The 15,931-nt window shown below is 38.7% G+C and carries 13 protein-coding genes; 8 read left to right on the plus strand and 5 right to left on the minus strand.

All coding sequences use genetic code 11. The features are described 5' to 3' along the window. The first annotated feature begins 135 nt into the window (after positions 1-135). Both tig and IGM04_RS02280 read left to right on the plus strand, forming a co-directional pair. On the plus strand, positions 136-1,419 hold the full coding sequence (gene tig / locus IGM04_RS02275) for a trigger factor (protein ID WP_002355556.1): 1,284 nt from the start codon (positions 136-138) through the stop codon (positions 1,417-1,419). Positions 1,420-1,530: 111 nt separating this feature from the next. After that, entirely contained in the window at positions 1,531-2,193 is a 663-nt protein-coding gene (locus IGM04_RS02280) for a hypothetical protein (protein ID WP_002355557.1), read from the plus strand. 46 nt (positions 2,194-2,239) lie between these two features. Here the strand turns inward: IGM04_RS02280 and IGM04_RS02285 are convergent, their stop codons facing one another. The 4 genes from IGM04_RS02285 to IGM04_RS02300 all read right to left on the minus strand — a co-directional run bounded on the left by IGM04_RS02285 (position 2,240) and on the right by IGM04_RS02300 (position 7,550). Continuing rightward, positions 2,240-4,162, minus strand: coding sequence for a PTS fructose transporter subunit IIABC (locus tag IGM04_RS02285; protein ID WP_086317656.1), 1,923 nt, complete (start codon positions 4,160-4,162; stop codon positions 2,240-2,242). Between the two features lie 23 nt (positions 4,163-4,185). Beyond that, positions 4,186-5,103, minus strand: coding sequence for a 1-phosphofructokinase (pfkB, locus tag IGM04_RS02290; protein WP_002363177.1), 918 nt, complete (start codon positions 5,101-5,103; stop codon positions 4,186-4,188). Further along, positions 5,100-5,852, minus strand: coding sequence for a DeoR/GlpR family DNA-binding transcription regulator (locus IGM04_RS02295; protein WP_002381250.1), 753 nt, complete (start codon positions 5,850-5,852; stop codon positions 5,100-5,102). The genes pfkB and IGM04_RS02295 overlap by 4 nt, the downstream gene beginning before the upstream one ends. 138 nt (positions 5,853-5,990) lie before the next feature. Next, complete coding sequence (locus IGM04_RS02300) at positions 5,991-7,550, minus strand: ClC family H(+)/Cl(-) exchange transporter (protein ID WP_002358694.1); 1,560 nt, start codon at positions 7,548-7,550, stop codon at positions 5,991-5,993. Positions 7,551-7,714: 164 nt separating this feature from the next. Here IGM04_RS02300 and pcrA point away from each other — a divergent pair, with 164 nt between their 5' ends. Continuing rightward, a complete protein-coding gene (gene pcrA / locus IGM04_RS02305; protein WP_010708284.1) occupies positions 7,715-9,973 on the plus strand; it encodes a DNA helicase PcrA in 2,259 nt (752 codons plus the stop codon). Positions 9,974-10,098: 125 nt separating this feature from the next. After that, on the plus strand, positions 10,099-12,129 hold the full coding sequence (gene ligA, locus IGM04_RS02310; RefSeq protein WP_086317657.1) for an NAD-dependent DNA ligase LigA: 2,031 nt from the start codon (positions 10,099-10,101) through the stop codon (positions 12,127-12,129). On the opposite strand, the gene IGM04_RS02315 is transcribed toward ligA, so the two are convergent. Next, entirely contained in the window at positions 12,126-12,341 is a 216-nt protein-coding gene (locus tag IGM04_RS02315; RefSeq protein WP_306297581.1) for a hypothetical protein, read from the minus strand. The genes ligA and IGM04_RS02315 overlap by 4 nt on opposite strands. Here IGM04_RS02315 and IGM04_RS02320 point away from each other — a divergent pair. The 4 genes from IGM04_RS02320 to gatB all read left to right on the plus strand — a co-directional run bounded on the left by IGM04_RS02320 (position 12,307) and on the right by gatB (position 15,915). After that, positions 12,307-12,393: a hypothetical protein gene (locus IGM04_RS02320; RefSeq protein WP_306173767.1), complete on the plus strand. Its 87-nt coding sequence runs from the start codon at positions 12,307-12,309 to the stop codon at positions 12,391-12,393. The genes IGM04_RS02315 and IGM04_RS02320 overlap by 35 nt on opposite strands. A 317-nt stretch (positions 12,394-12,710) precedes the next feature. Then, positions 12,711-13,016: an Asp-tRNA(Asn)/Glu-tRNA(Gln) amidotransferase subunit GatC gene (gene gatC / locus IGM04_RS02325; protein ID WP_002355569.1), complete on the plus strand. Its 306-nt coding sequence runs from the start codon at positions 12,711-12,713 to the stop codon at positions 13,014-13,016. Then, positions 13,016-14,485, plus strand: coding sequence for an Asp-tRNA(Asn)/Glu-tRNA(Gln) amidotransferase subunit GatA (gene gatA / locus IGM04_RS02330; protein WP_048737364.1), 1,470 nt, complete (start codon positions 13,016-13,018; stop codon positions 14,483-14,485). The genes gatC and gatA overlap by 1 nt, the downstream gene beginning before the upstream one ends. After that, positions 14,485-15,915 carry an Asp-tRNA(Asn)/Glu-tRNA(Gln) amidotransferase subunit GatB gene (gene gatB / locus IGM04_RS02335; RefSeq protein WP_002358703.1) on the plus strand — a complete coding sequence of 477 codons (1,431 nt, stop codon included), beginning with the start codon at positions 14,485-14,487 and terminating at the stop codon, positions 15,913-15,915. The genes gatA and gatB overlap by 1 nt, the downstream gene beginning before the upstream one ends. Positions 15,916-15,931 lie beyond the last annotated feature (16 nt).

The raw sequence follows: 15,931 nt of genomic DNA on the forward strand, positions 1-15,931 counted from the left end.
TTGCTAAAAATCGAGTCTTTCTTTCACTTCTTAGCACTTAAAATATTTACATTTTCCTAGGGATAGTGTACTATTTAAAGGTATGCATAAATAAAGTTTGATGTATAAAATTAAATGTTATTCGGAGGGAAACAAATGTCTGCGAAATGGGAAAAAAAAGGCACTAATGATGGTGTATTAACTTTTTCAATCGAACAAGCAGTAATCGAAAAAGGATTAACGCAAGCGTTCAATAAAGTGAAAAAAAACTTAAACGTACCTGGTTTCCGTAAAGGAAAAGTATCACGTACTGTTTTTAACCGTATGTATGGAGAAGAAGCGTTATACGAAGATGCGTTAAACGCTGTTTTACCAGAAGCATATGAAGCGGCTGTTTTAGAAGCAGGAATTGAACCAGTAGCACAACCAAAAATTGATGTTGAAAGCATGAATAAAGGGGAAGACTGGGTTATCACTGCTGAAGTAACTGTAAAACCTGAAGTAAAATTAGGCGAATACAAAAACTTAACAGTGTCTAAACAAGACCGTGAAGTAACAGATGAAGACGTGGAAGCACGTTTGAAACGCGAACAAGAATCTCAAGCTGAATTAGTAATCAAAGAAGATGCCGCTGCTGAAAACGGCGACACTGTAGTTATCGACTTTGAAGGCTTCTTAGGCGACGAAGCATTTGAAGGCGGCAAAGGCGAAAATTACTCATTAGAACTAGGTTCTAATTCATTTATTCCAGGCTTTGAAGACCAATTAGTTGGCAAAAAAGCTGGCGAAGAAGTAGAAGTAAACGTTACTTTCCCTGAAGATTACCAAGCAGAAGATTTAGCTGGTAAAGAAGCAGTTTTCAAAGTAACTGTTCATGAAGTAAAAGCAAAAGAATTACCAGAATTGGATGATGAATTTGCAAAAGACGTTGACGATTCAGTAGAATCATTAGACGAATTAAAAGAAAAATTCCGTAAAGAATTGACAGAAGCAAAAGAAGCAGCAGCTGAAGAAGCAAAAGACGAAGAAGCAATTCGTTTAGCTGTTGAAAATGCTGAAATCGTTGAATTACCACACGTAATGGTTCACGACGAAGTTCACCGTTCAATGGATGAATTCTTAAACAACATGCAACGCCAAGGAATTTCTCCTGAAATGTACTACCAATTAACTGGTTCTACAGAAGAAGATTTACACAAACAATTTGAAGGCGAAGCAGAAACACGCACAAAAACAAACTTAGTGATTGAAGCAGTTGCCAAAGCTGAAAACATCGAAGTAACACAAGAAGACATCGATGCTGAAGTGAAAGATTTAGCAGAACAATACAACATGCCTGAAGCGCAAGTACGTAAAGTATTAAACAACGACATGTTAGAACACGATATTCGTATGAAACGTGCTGTTGAAACAATTACTGAAACAGCTGTTGAAAAATAAACATTTTTAATAAGCTCTTCATTCGATAGAGTTTTCTAAAACTGTAGATGGAAGGTGTCTTTCATCTACAGTTTTTTTCATATAAAATAACTTTTGAAAGGGTGTGTCAAAATGGATAAAAATTATTCGAAAATTAAATATGGATTAGTGGTGTTTGGCATCTTATGCTTGACGTACAATCTCTGGGAATTTTTTACGGCTAAGTATTCAACAAAACAAGGTGTGACGTTTGTTATCGAATGTTTACTTGGAATTGGGCTGATCTTTTTACCAGATCTTGTCAATAAATTTTTAAAAATTATTATGCCACCGACTATCGTTTATTTTTACTGGTTTTTCTTATTTATTTCAGTATTCCTAGGAACCTCGTTGCATATGATCTCAATCATTTCGTTCTGGGATAAAATTTTACATTTTGTTAGTCCGATGCTTTTAACTGCTGTGGGTTATGGTATTGCTGCTTTCCTATTGAAGAAAACGAAGTACGCCGATGTTTCCCCGTGGTTATTTTTATTATTTGGGTTTGCATTTGCAGGGCTTTGTGGCGTCTTCTGGGAATTCTGGGAATTTATCTGCGATTCATTAGGGAACATGAACTTACAACGCTATAATATGTCCAACGGCCAACCATTTATTGGGCGTGCTGCTTTGATGGATACGATGGGGGATTTATTTACCAATACCCTTGGGGCCTTTGTGATGGGCGTGTACACGTATATCAGAAGCAAAGGAAATCCTGAGTATTTAGAAAATTATGCGATAAAGAGAAAATAATAAAAAAGCGATTCAACCATGGTTGAATCGCTTTTTTGCTGTTTTTTTAAGCAGGTACTTCGACAGGTTTTTTCAAAAGTCCGTAGACAATTCCTGAAATAATCGCCCCAATTAAGATGAACAATAGATATAGTAATGGATTACTTAATAGGAAGACGACGAAGATTCCTCCATGTGGTGCCAATAATTTGATACCAAACGCACCAACCAACGCACCAGTAAAGGCAGAACCTACCACGAAACTTGGAATCACACGTAATGGGTCAGCTGCTGCAAAAGGAATTGCCCCTTCAGTGACAAAAGAAAGTCCCATTACAATATTGGTTAAGCCGGCATCTTGTTGATCTTTTGTAAATTTATTTTTAAATAAACGAGTTGCTACGAAAATTGCTAATGGAGGAACCATTCCGCCAGCCATTACAGAAGCCATGACCACGCTGCCACCTTCTGCAACAGTACTTGCTAGCGTAGCTGTACCGAAAACATAAGCAGCTTTGTTAACTGGTCCACCTAAGTCGATGGCCATCATACCAGCTAATAAAGCACCAAGTAAAGCTGCATTTGTGCCATCTAAGCCAAGTAGGAAATGATTTAACGCATCATTAATTGCTTTCATCGGGATGTTAATGACTAACATTAATAAGCCCGTAATAATCAAACCAAAAACTGGATAGAATAAAATGGTTTTAATTCCATCTAATGATTTTGGCAAGCCTTTGAAGACTTTACGTAAAAGAACCACTACATAACCAGCTAAGAAACCACCGATTAGGGCACCAAGGAATCCAGCTCCGCCAGCATTTGCTAATGCACCAGCGGCGAAACCAGCAACTAAGCCTGGACGATCCCCAATACTAGAAGCAATAAAACCAGCTAAGACAGGTAACATAAAGCCAAATGCTGCGCCACCAATTTGGTTAAACCAGCTAGCTACGTCATTGTAATTACCTAAATTGGCTAATTGATCTTGAGGAACCCCGATAAATTGATCAATCATAAAGGAAAGAGCAATGGCAATTCCGCCACCAATAACGAAAGGTAACATATGAGAAACACCATTCATTAAATCTTTATAGATACGAGAACCGATTGAACCTTCCGCTGAATCCTCTTGATCGCTTGGAGCCGAGTCACTGCCATGGAAAGTAGGAGCTTCACCACTAATGGCTAAGTTAATTAGTTCTTCGGTTTTACGAATTCCATCACTGACGGGACGATTGACTAATTTTTTACCATCAAATCGATTCATTTCTACTTTTTTATCGGCTGCGACAATCACGCCATCAGCACGAGCAATATCTTCAGCAGTTAAACGATTTTTAATTCCTTCTGAACCGTTTGTTTCTACTTTAATGTCTACGCCCATTTCTTTTGCTTTTTTCTTCAGCGCATCTTCGGCCATGTAAGTATGAGCAATTCCTGTAGGACAAGCAGTCACAGCAATAATATATTTACGATTGCTTTCTGGTGCTGGCGTTGTTTGTTCTTGTTCTGCTTTTTCTTCCGCTTCTTTTTGATCTTCTGCTGCTTGGAAAAGCGCTTGTACTGCTTCTGGAGTTTCCGCTTCTTTCAATTTGCCAACAAATTCTGGATCGATAAGTAATCGAGAAAGGGCCGCAAGCGCTTGGAGATGTGTATCATTGGCGCCTTCTGGAGCAGCAATCATGAAGAATAGATAAGTAGGTTGTCCATCTAGTGCTTCATAATCAACACCTTTTTTACTTTTAGCAAAAAGAACTGTCGGTTCTTTTACGGCACTATTTTTTGCGTGAGGCATAGCGATGCCGTCGCCTAAACCAGTCGATGTTTGTGCTTCGCGTTTTAAAATTCCTTCTTTGTAAGTGTCGATGTCAGAGATGCGGCCACCATCGTATAATTTTTGGACCATTTCATCAATCGCGCCTTTTTTATCAGTAGCTTGTAAATCCATAATCATGACATCTTTTATTAATAAATCATTAATGTTCACTCTATTTTCCTCCCTTAGTGGATTTATTCTGAAATTTTTTCAATTGTTACTTCGTGAATAAGTTCTTGGATAAAATCTTCTGAGGCTAAATCATCAGAAAATGCGGTCGCGCTACCGCAAGCGACACCCCATTTGAAAGCCTCTAAAGGATCTTGTGTTTTTGAAAAGTTGCCAATAAAACCAGCAATCATTGAGTCGCCAGCGCCGACAGAATTTTTCAGTGGACGTTTTAAAACGTTGGAACGATAAACACCTTCTGTTGTGAAAAGTAATGCACCATCACCAGCCATTGAGATAATTACGTGTTGCGCTCCTTCTTCTAGTAACCGATGTCCATAAGGTAAAATATCTTCAACACTTGTAAAGGTTGTATGATATAATTCTGCCAACTCATGATTATTTGGCTTGACCAATAAAGGCTTTTGTGACAAAGCGTTCATTAAATCTTCACCTGTCGTATCAATAACAAATTCTGCGCCTTTTTCCTTCACAATTTGGATTAACTCTTCGTAAAATCCTTTGCGTAGAGAAGCAGGTGTACTTCCTGAAAGAACAACAATATCACCAGCCTGAACACGACTAACTGCTTGTTTTAGTTCTTGAATTTCTTCGTTTGTTAGGGCAGGTCCTAAGCCGTTAATTTCTGTTTCAGTATCTGATTTCAATTTAATGTTGATTCGTGTATCAGCAGACACGGGAGTGAAATTCGTTTGGATTTCTTCTTTTTTCAACCAATCGGCAATGAATGAGCCTGTAAAACCACCTAAAAAACCTAAGGCAGTGGATTCTGTTTCCATACGTTTTAAAATACGTGAAACGTTGATTCCTTTGCCGCCAGGTAATTTAAAATCATTCGTCATCCGATTCAAATCACCAATTTGTAGATGATCGACGTGAACGATAAAGTCGATAGAAGGGTTTAAAGTCACTGTGTAAATCATTTGTTTGCCTCCATTAAAATAGTTTTTTGCTGGAATCCTTGAAGCGATTCAGCAGGGCAGTAGTCAGTTAGTAAAGTAACTGACTCTAATTCTTCCACTTTGGTAAACGTTACTTCATTAAATTTTGTATGATCCAGTAAAACATAGGCTGTTTCTGCTTGATGAATAGCCAAGGCTTTTAGCGCTGCTTCTTCGGGATCAGGCGTCGTTAAACCAAATTCTAAATGTGCGCCGTTAGTTCCTAAAAAAGCTTTGTTAAAACGAAAATGTTGTAGCTGTTCCATACTAGTGGCACCAATGATTGCTTTAGTGGAGAGCTTCAAAGTACCACCGAGCATAATAGTGGGAATTTCCATATCGCTAAGTTTTGCAGCGTGATGCACGGAATTCGTCACTACATGGATTTGTTTCCCAACTAAAAAAGGGATCATTTCTAACGTGGTTGAACCAGCATCTAAATAGATCATATCGCCATCTTGTACACAACTAGCGGCTAAAGAAGCAATTTTTTGCTTTTCGTGCGTGTTTTTGATTGATTTTTCCGTCATGTTTTGTTCAAAGCCTAAATTAAGAATACGCTTAGCGCCGCCGTGAATGCGTTCTAACAAATTGGCGTCTTCTAATTCTTGTAAATCGCGGCGGATTGTGGATTCTGAAGCATTGAATAAGCTAGCAAGTTCTTGTGATTTGACGACTGATTTTTGATCTAACAATTGTAAAATTTTTTGATGTCGTTCTTCCGTAAGCATTTTCATCCCTCATTTCATGGATATAATAGCACAAATGAAAACGCTAATCAATCTAAAACGGTCAAAAACATTCAAAAAAATTAAAAAACAGTCATAAGAAAAAAAGAAAGCTGCTGAACTCAGGTTCAGCAGCTTTCTTTAATTCACTAAATCATTCGGTAAAGTTTTTTGATAAATTTCTTTCTTGACTTGGTAAGCGAGTTTTTCATCGGTCAAAATAATAAGCACATCGCCAACATGCATAACAGTATCACCATGTGTTAAAATTTCCGATTCGCCACGGCGAATGGAAGTGAGCAACATTTGTTTAGGCCAGACAAAATCACGTACCATCGTATCATCTAAGGAACTTTCTGCAGTGATAGGTAATTCAATAATCGTTTTGTGGCCACGAATATTACTTACTTTAGAAGGAACCAAACGTTCTAATAAGCTTTCATAAATTGGCTTGCCGCCAAGACTATCGATGGTAATATAACTAACTAAAGCGACAACCCCTAAAGACATTAAATGAGAAAAATTGCCGACCATTTCTGTTACTAAAATAATCGCTGTTAACGGTGCTTTACCAATCGCAGTAAAATAACCAGCCATGGCAAAAATTAAAAAGTTTTTCACAAAAATTGGATCCATCCCTACGTATTGGACAAGTAGACTACCATACAATGTTCCGATAATGGCACCTAAAGTTAGAATAGGCAAGAAAATACCACCAGGGAGATTCGATCCGTAAGAAACCATTGAAAAAACAAAACGTAAAACCAGTAAGCCGACTAAAGCCCAAATCGTGGCCGGTTGATTGCCTAAAGCTAAAACAATTTGATTCCCACCGCCAAGTAAATGTGGAAAGAAATAACCAATCGGTAAAATCAAAATAAAAGGAACAAAACCATAATAATTAGAAGAAAGGCCTTTGATTTTTCCATATACTTTTGGTAAGGACAACAATGTTTTTTGATATATCCAACCTAATAATCCTAGCAAAACGCCCAGCAGGACTAATGTCCAATAGTACTCTAAAGGCAAAGATTTAACCGGACCAATATAAAGAACTGGCTGCAATCCGAAGAAATGCAAAGAAACAAAGTTAGCGGAAATGGCCGCAGAAAAAGAGGTTAACCAAACTAAAGGTGAAAAGGAATGGTGAACCTCTTCTAGAACAAATAAAAGTCCTGCGATTGGTGCGTTAAAAGCGGCGGCTAAACCAGCACTGGCACCACTACTGATTAAAATTTTTTCTTCAGACTTGGTGCTTTGCCGCCATTGACTATAGCCTTGTCCAACCACTGCACCTAGTTGAATTGAAGGACCTTCACGTCCCAAAAATAGCCCAGGACTAATCGCTAAGATCCCACCGATAAATTTTTTCCAAAGCACTGGAAACCAATGAATTTCTAATTGACCTTGAAGTTGTCCTTCCACTTGGGGGATGCCACTGCCTTTAATTGCTGGTTCGCTTTTGATCAGTCGTCCTAATAAATAAGCAAGCACGAGAGAAAATAAGAACCAAGGAATCATCCAAAAGGGTTTTTCGTGAAACGTTTGATACAGATGAACGACTTGTTCGCCAATTTTTTCAATGCCTAAGCGAAATAAGCTGACAACAAAGCCGACCAGAATTCCGACGACGATGCCTTTAAGGATAAAGCCGATTCGGGTACCATCTAATTGTTTAATTTCATGTACATCATTATTCATTTCATTTTTAGCCTCCATCACTACTTACTAATGTACTGCGGTTTGACTTGATTTACAAGAAAATTTCATATAAAAAGAAAAAGATTTTTTGTTCTTTTCTAAAGAACTTCAAAGGGATTTTTGGTATACTGTATAAGATTGAAAAAAGAGAGAGGACGTTTAATATGACACAAAAACATGCCTTGGTTCAGGGAATGAATCCTCGACAAGAAGAAGCCGTTTTGCATACAGAAGGACCACTGTTAGTCATGGCTGGTGCTGGTAGTGGAAAAACGCGGGTTTTAACACACCGAATTGCCTATCTAATTGAGGAAAAAGAAGTAAATCCATGGAATATTTTGGCGATTACGTTTACCAATAAAGCTGCTAAAGAAATGAAAGAGCGTGTAAATAAATTACTGGAAACGGGTGGCGAAGATGTATGGGTCTCCACTTTTCACTCCATGTGTGTAAGAATTTTACGTCGTGATGTGGATCAGATTGGTTACAACCGTAATTTTACAATTATTGACCCATCGGAACAAAAAACATTAATGAAACGCATCTTAAACGACTTAAATATTGATTCAAAAAAATATGATCCTCGCTCAATTTTAGGTACGATTAGCAATGCCAAAAATGAATTACAAACGCCTGAAAAAGTTGCTGAAATGCAAGGTTCCTTATATGAAGAAATTGTCGCAAAATGCTATGAAGCCTATCAAAAAGAATTACGCAAAAACCAATGTATGGATTTTGATGATTTGATTATGAATACGATTCGTTTATTCAATGAACAACCAGATACGTTGGCTTTCTACCAAAATAAATTTCACTATATTCATGTGGATGAATACCAAGATACCAATCATGCACAATATACCTTAGTCAATTTATTGGCTGCACGTTTCAAAAATCTGTGTGTCGTAGGTGATGCCGACCAAAGTATCTATGGTTGGCGCGGGGCGGATATGCAAAATATCTTGGATTTTGAAAAAGATTATCCAGATGCCAGTGTAATTTTGCTAGAACAAAATTATCGATCCACCAAAAACATTTTGGCGGCTGCGAATGATGTCATCAAAAATAACCGTAACCGCCGCGAGAAAGAACTGTGGACAGAAAATATAGACGGTGAAAAAATTGTCTATTATCGTGGGGACACAGAACGGGATGAAACACAATTTATTGTGAGCCAAATCCAAAAAGAAATGCGGGAAAATGACCGAATTTATGGTGATTTTGCGGTATTATATCGGACCAATGCCCAATCCCGTGTAGTGGAAGAAATGCTCTTGAAATCTAATATTCCGTATACCATGGTGGGCGGACATAAATTCTACGACCGTAAAGAAATTAAAGATATTTTGGCTTATTTAAGTTTGATTGCCAATCCAGATGATTCGATCAGCTTTGAACGAATTGTCAATGAACCAAAACGAGGAATCGGTAAAAGTTCAATTGAAAAATTACGACTATTTGCGGATACGCATGGTTGGGCTTTGCTGGAAGCTGCCCAAAATGTTGATTTGGCAAATATTTCAGGAAAAGCGGGTAAAGAGCTTGGTAATTTTGGCATGATGATTCAAGACTTAATGAAAACAGTGCCCTATTTAACGATTACAGAATTGGTGAAAGAAACTTTACAACGTAGTGGTTATCGGGAAGCTTTGATGGCGCAAAATAATTTAGAGTCTCAAGCTCGCTTAGAAAACTTGGACGAATTTTTATCTGTGACACAAGAATTTGATAAACGTTTTGAAGCGCAAAACAACGACGATCCAAATGGCGAAGAAACAAAATTGGCGGATTTTTTAACAGATTTAGCCTTGGTTTCTGATTTAGATAATTTAGAAGAGAGCTCTTCGCAGGTAACCTTAATGACGTTGCATGCGGCCAAAGGGCTGGAATTTCCAGTGGTCTTTTTAATGGGCTTAGAAGAAGGGGTTTTCCCATTATCACGTGCCATGCTAGAAGAAAGTGAACTGGAAGAAGAACGGCGTTTGGCTTATGTTGGTATCACACGAGCGGAAGAAGCCTTGTTCTTAACGAATGCTTATTCGAGAACATTATATGGTCGCACGCAATATAATCGACCAAGTCGCTTTTTAGAAGAAATTGAGGCGGAGCGTTTAATGAAACAAGGGGCGGCGGCCAATTTACAGAAAGCTCCAGCGCGCACCTTTGATCCTAAAGTATTCAAGCCCAGCGCAAGTAAACCAGCTTATACACAGCCAGCTACAAAATCAGTTAGCAACAAAGTGGCAAGTGGTGGCGAAAAAGTTTCCTGGCAAGCAGGTGATAAGGTCCAACATAAAGCATGGGGCGTTGGTACAGTCGTTCGTGTAGGCGGTTCGGCCAAAGACTTAGAGTTGGACATTGCTTTCCCAGAAAAAGGCATTAAACGGTTGTTAGCGGCATTTGCACCTATTGAAAAAATTTAACATGCAAAATAGGTCAGCGATTTAATGAGAAAGCATCATTAGATAAATTCTTTTTATTTTCTATCTTAGTGTAAATGTGTTAAAAAGACGATAAGAGCATTACACTTATGAGGAGGAGTTCTACGATGGAACAACAACCATTAACATTAACGGCGGCGACAACTCGTGCGCAAGAATTAAGAAAACAACTCAATCAATATTCCCATGAATATTATGTCAAAGATCAACCATCCGTAGAAGATTATGTTTACGATCGTTTGTATAAAGAGTTAGTCGATATTGAAACGGAGTTTCCTGATTTAATCACGCCAGATTCGCCGACACAACGTGTAGGTGGCAAAGTTTTATCTGGTTTTGAAAAAGCTCCGCATGACATTCCAATGTATAGTTTAAATGATGGGTTTAGCAAGGAAGACATTTTTGCTTTTGATGAACGTGTTCGTAAGGCGATTGGTAAACCCGTTGCTTACTGTTGCGAGTTGAAAATTGATGGGTTAGCAATTTCATTACGTTATGAAAACGGGGTGTTTGTACGCGGAGCAACACGAGGCGATGGAACGGTTGGTGAAAACATTACAGAGAACTTACGAACGGTTCGCTCTGTACCGATGCGTTTAACGGAGCCCATTTCAGTGGAAGTTCGTGGCGAGTGCTACATGCCTAAACAATCCTTTGTCGCGTTGAATGAAGAACGTGAAGAAAATGGCCAAGATATTTTTGCCAATCCTCGGAATGCAGCGGCGGGAAGTTTGCGCCAATTAGATACAAAAATTGTGGCGAAACGGAACTTAAATACGTTTTTATACACAGTTGCTGACTTTGGACCGATGAAAGCGAAGACGCAGTTTGAGGCATTAGAAGAGCTTTCTGAAATTGGTTTTAGAACCAATCCTGAACGTCAATTATGTCAGTCAATCGATGAAGTTTGGGCCTACATTGAAGAATACCATGAAAAGCGGAGCACTTTGCCATACGAAATCGATGGAATTGTGATTAAAGTGAACGAATTTGCGTTGCAAGATGAATTAGGTTTCACTGTCAAAGCACCTCGCTGGGCGATTGCCTACAAATTTCCACCAGAAGAAGCAGAGACAGTAGTGGAAGATATTGAATGGACAATTGGGCGCACGGGAGTGGTCACTCCTACTGCGGTCATGGCTCCTGTACGAGTCGCGGGAACCACGGTTAGTCGGGCAAGTTTGCATAATGCAGATTTTATTCAAATGAAAGATATCCGTTTAAATGATCATGTTATTATTTACAAAGCCGGCGATATTATCCCAGAAGTAGCGCAAGTCCTAGTTGAAAAACGTGCAGCCGATAGTCAGCCTTATGAAATGCCGACACATTGTCCAATTTGTCATAGTGAGTTGGTGCATTTAGATGAGGAAGTGGCGTTACGTTGTATTAATCCAAAATGCCCTGCGCAAATTAAAGAAGGGCTGAATCACTTTGTCTCACGAAACGCAATGAACATTGATGGCTTGGGGCCAAGAGTGTTAGCACAAATGTATGACAAAGGATTAGTGAAAGACGTAGCGGATCTGTATTTCTTAACAGAAGAACAGTTAATGACTTTGGATAAAATCAAAGAAAAATCAGCAAACAACATTTATACTGCCATTCAAGGGAGTAAAGAAAACTCTGTCGAACGTTTGATTTTTGGCTTAGGGATTCGCCATGTGGGGGCGAAAGCGGCGAAAATTTTAGCGGAGCATTTTGGTGATTTACCAACCTTAAGTCGTGCAACTGCGGAAGAAATTGTGGCTTTGGATTCAATTGGCGAAACAATCGCAGACAGCGTTGTGACGTATTTTGAAAATGAGGAAGTTCATGAATTAATGGCTGAACTGGAAAAAGCCCAAGTGAACTTGACATATAAAGGTCTCCGGACAGAGCAATTAGCAGAAGTGGAGTCACCTTTCAAAGACAAAACAGTTGTTTTAACAGGAAAATTAACGCAGTACACTCGCGAAGAAGCCAAAGAAAAAATTGAAAATCTTGGTGGAAAAGTTACAGGGAGTGTTTCGAAAAAAACTGACATTGTGGTTGCTGGCGAAGATGCAGGCAGTAAATTAACCAAAGCTGAAAGCTTAGGCGTGACCGTTTGGAATGAACAAGAAATGGTCGATGCGTTAGATGCAAGTCATTTTTAAGAAGAAAAATTAACGTTGTCAGATTTTATGTCGTAATTTGATGGTATACTTATTTTAGTCATAAAAGTTATATGAACGAGGACTTTCTGAGTTGAGAAAGGAGGTTGATGCTTATGCGCAATTCTTCTTACTTTAACGAAAGGAGCAATGTTTTTGTCCGTTGAAGCAGCGCTAGGACTGATGATTGGTTTTGCAACACTTGTTGTGACCATTATCTTCGGTATCTTAGCGCTTGTCTTAGACAACAAAAATAACCGTTCATAAGCTTTGAGGAGCTGAACGGTTAAGCGTTTGAAATAAAACCAATAACTCAGTAAGCCACCAGTTCTTATAACTGGTAGTGGCTATTAGAGAGGTATGTTCCTGCATATCTCTCTTTTCATTTTCATAATAACATATTTCCGTCATTTTTGCGAGCGACAAATTATCAATGAAATTCAAGGTTTCATCTAAAATATCCGACCATTTTATGGTAGAATGGGAACAGAGTGAGCAGCTGTGCTAAGCTGTTTAAAGAAATACAATCCAATTGATTAATCTGAAAATGAAAATTTCAGTAAATGATAGAAAGAAGGGTATCTATGGCAATTACAGAAGAACAAGTCAAACATGTCGCTAAATTATCAAAATTATCTTTCTCCGAAGAAGAATTAGCGGACTTTACCAATCAACTAGATAAAATTATTGATATGGTGGAATTACTAGAAGAAGTAGATACAACAGGGGTTCCTTTTACTTCAAATGTGAATGAATCAATCAATGTCATGCGTGAAGACGTAGCGACACCAGGAATGGACCGTAAAGAATTAATGCGGAATGTTCCGGAATCAGAGAATGGTTACATTAAAGTGCCTGCAATTATGGATAACGGGGAGGCAGGAGCCTAATGGAAAAATTATACGACAAATCGTTAACAGAGTTACATGATTTATTGGTCTCAAAAGAAATCACTGCAGTTGATTTAACCGAAGAAACATTAAATCGTATTCAAAATACAGAAGAACAACTAGGTTCTTTTATCACAGTTAGTGAAGAAAAAGCAATGGCATTAGCCAAAGCGATTGACTTAAAAGGCATCACTGAAAGTAATCCATTAGCTGGGATTCCAATTGGGATTAAAGACAACATTGTCACAAAAGATATTTTAACAACAGCTGGCTCAAAAATGTTACACAATTTTGACCCAATTTATGATGCGACCGTGATGGATAAAGTCTATCAAGCGGATATGATTCCAGTCGGAAAATTGAACATGGATGAATTTGCCATGGGCGGAAGTACGGAAACGTCTTACTTCAAGAAAACAAAAAATGCTTGGGATCAAACGAAAGTCCCTGGTGGTTCTTCTGGTGGTTCAGCTTCTGCTGTCGCAGCCGGACAAGTCCCAGTTTCTTTAGGGAGCGATACAGGTGGCAGTATCCGCCAACCAGCCGCATTCAACGGTATTGTGGGCTTGAAGCCAACTTATGGACGTGTGTCTCGTTTTGGCTTGATTGCTTTTGCTTCAAGTTTAGACCAAATTGGTCCATTGACACGAAATGTTAAAGACAATGCCTTAGCTTTAAATGCAATTAGTGGTTATGACGAAAAAGACGGCACTTCTGCAGGCGTTTCTGTTCCTGATTTTACGGCAGATTTAACTGGCGACATCAAAGGCATGAAAATTGCTTTACCAAAAGAATACTTAGGTGAAGGGGTACACCCAGATGTTCGTGAAGCGGTATTAAAAGCAGCAGAAACATTTAAATCTTTAGGAGCAACGGTGGAAGAAGTTAGTTTGCCACATTCTAAATACGGCGTAGCGGTTTATTATATTATTGCCTCTTCAGAAGCAAGTTCAAACTTACAACGCTTTGATGGTATTCGTTATGGTTACCGTTCCGAAAATGTCCAAAATCTAGAAGATGTCTATGTTAATTCACGTTCTGAAGGTTTCGGAACAGAAGTTAAACGTCGGATTATGTTAGGAACCTTCTCTTTAAGTGCTGGTTATTATGATGCGCACTTTAAAAAGGCTGGTCAAGTCCGTACACTAATCAAACAAGATTTTGAGAATGTCTTTGCGGATTATGACTTAATCATTGGCCCATCCACACCAACAGTTGCCTTTGGTCTAGGGGAAAACATCAATGATCCAATCACAATGTATATGAATGATATTTTAACCATTCCTGTCAACTTAGCAGGACTACCAGGCATGTCCATTCCAGCAGGCTTCTCAGAAGGCTTGCCAGTTGGTTTACAAATTATTGGAAAACATTTTGACGAACATACAATGTACAAAGCAGCGTACGCCTTTGAACAAGCGACAGATTTCCATACGAAAAAACCAGTCATTTTAGGGGGGAACGATTAATGAACTTTGAAACTGTCATTGGATTAGAAGTCCACGTAGAATTGAAAACCAACTCTAAAATTTTCTCCTCTGCGCCAGCGCATTTCGGAGCAGAACCAAACAGCAACACAAATGTGGTTGACTGGAGTTACCCAGGTGTTTTACCTGTCATGAATAAAGGTGCCTTAGAATTTGGCATGAAAGCAGCACTTGCCTTGAACTGTGAAATTTCAAAAGAAACACATTTTGATCGTAAAAACTATTTCTACCCAGATAATCCTAAAGCGTATCAAATTTCTCAATTTGATCAACCAATCGGACATGATGGTTGGATTGAAATTGAAGTCGAAGGCAAAAAGAAAAAAATTCGCATTGAACGGGTGCATTTAGAAGAAGATGCCGGCAAAAACATTCATGGCACAGATGGGTACTCTTATGTGGACTTGAACCGTCAAGGAACGCCTTTAATTGAGATTGTTTCAGAAGCGGATATGCGTTCACCAGAAGAAGCCTATGCGTATTTAGAAGCATTGCGTTCAATTATCCAATTTACAGAAGTTTCTGATGTGAAAATGGAAGAAGGTTCTATGCGTTGTGATGCCAATATTTCTTTACGTCCGTATGGTCAAGAAGAATTTGGTACTAAAGCGGAATTAAAGAACTTGAACTCTATGAACTTTGTAAAAAAAGGTTTAGCTTATGAAGAAAAACGCCAAGCCAAAGTCCTATTATCTGGTGGCGAAATTCAACAAGAAACACGCCGCTTTGATGAAGCAACTAGTACAACGTTGCTTATGCGTGTTAAAGAAGGCTCAAGTGACTACCGTTACTTCCCAGAGCCAGATGTTCCTCGTTTTTCAATTGATGATGAATGGATTGAAAAAGTTCGCGCTAGTTTGCCAGAAATGCCAGCCTCACGTCGTGCCCGTTATATCAGTGAATTAGGTTTACCTGAATACGACGCAATGGTCTTGACTTTAACGAAAGAAATGTCAGATTTCTTTGAAGCAACCTTAGCAAACGGTGCAGATGCGAAACAAGCATCAAACTGGTTAATGGGCGAAGTTTCTGCTTACTTAAACAGTGAAAAAGTTGAATTAGCCGATACTAAACTAACACCAGAAAATCTAGCGGGTATGATTACTTTGATTAACGATGGCACAATCAGCTCGAAAATTGCGAAGAAAGTGTTCAAAGAGTTAATTGAAAACGGTGGAGACGCTAAAGAAGTTGTCGAAGCAAAAGGCCTTGTTCAATTATCTGATCCAGCGCAATTATTACCAATGATTAACGAAGTTTTAGACAACAACCAACAATCAATTGATGACTTTAAAAACGGAAAAGACCGTGCAGTTGGTTTCCTTGTTGGACAAATTATGAAAGCAACTCGTGGACAAGCAAACCCAGGTGTGGTTAACAAGTTATTGCAAGAAGAGCTTTCAAAACGATAAGAAAGTAGCAGGCAAA

The organism is Enterococcus sp. DIV2385 (assembly GCF_051711925.1).
GTDB lineage: Bacteria > Bacillota > Bacilli > Lactobacillales > Enterococcaceae > Enterococcus > Enterococcus faecalis.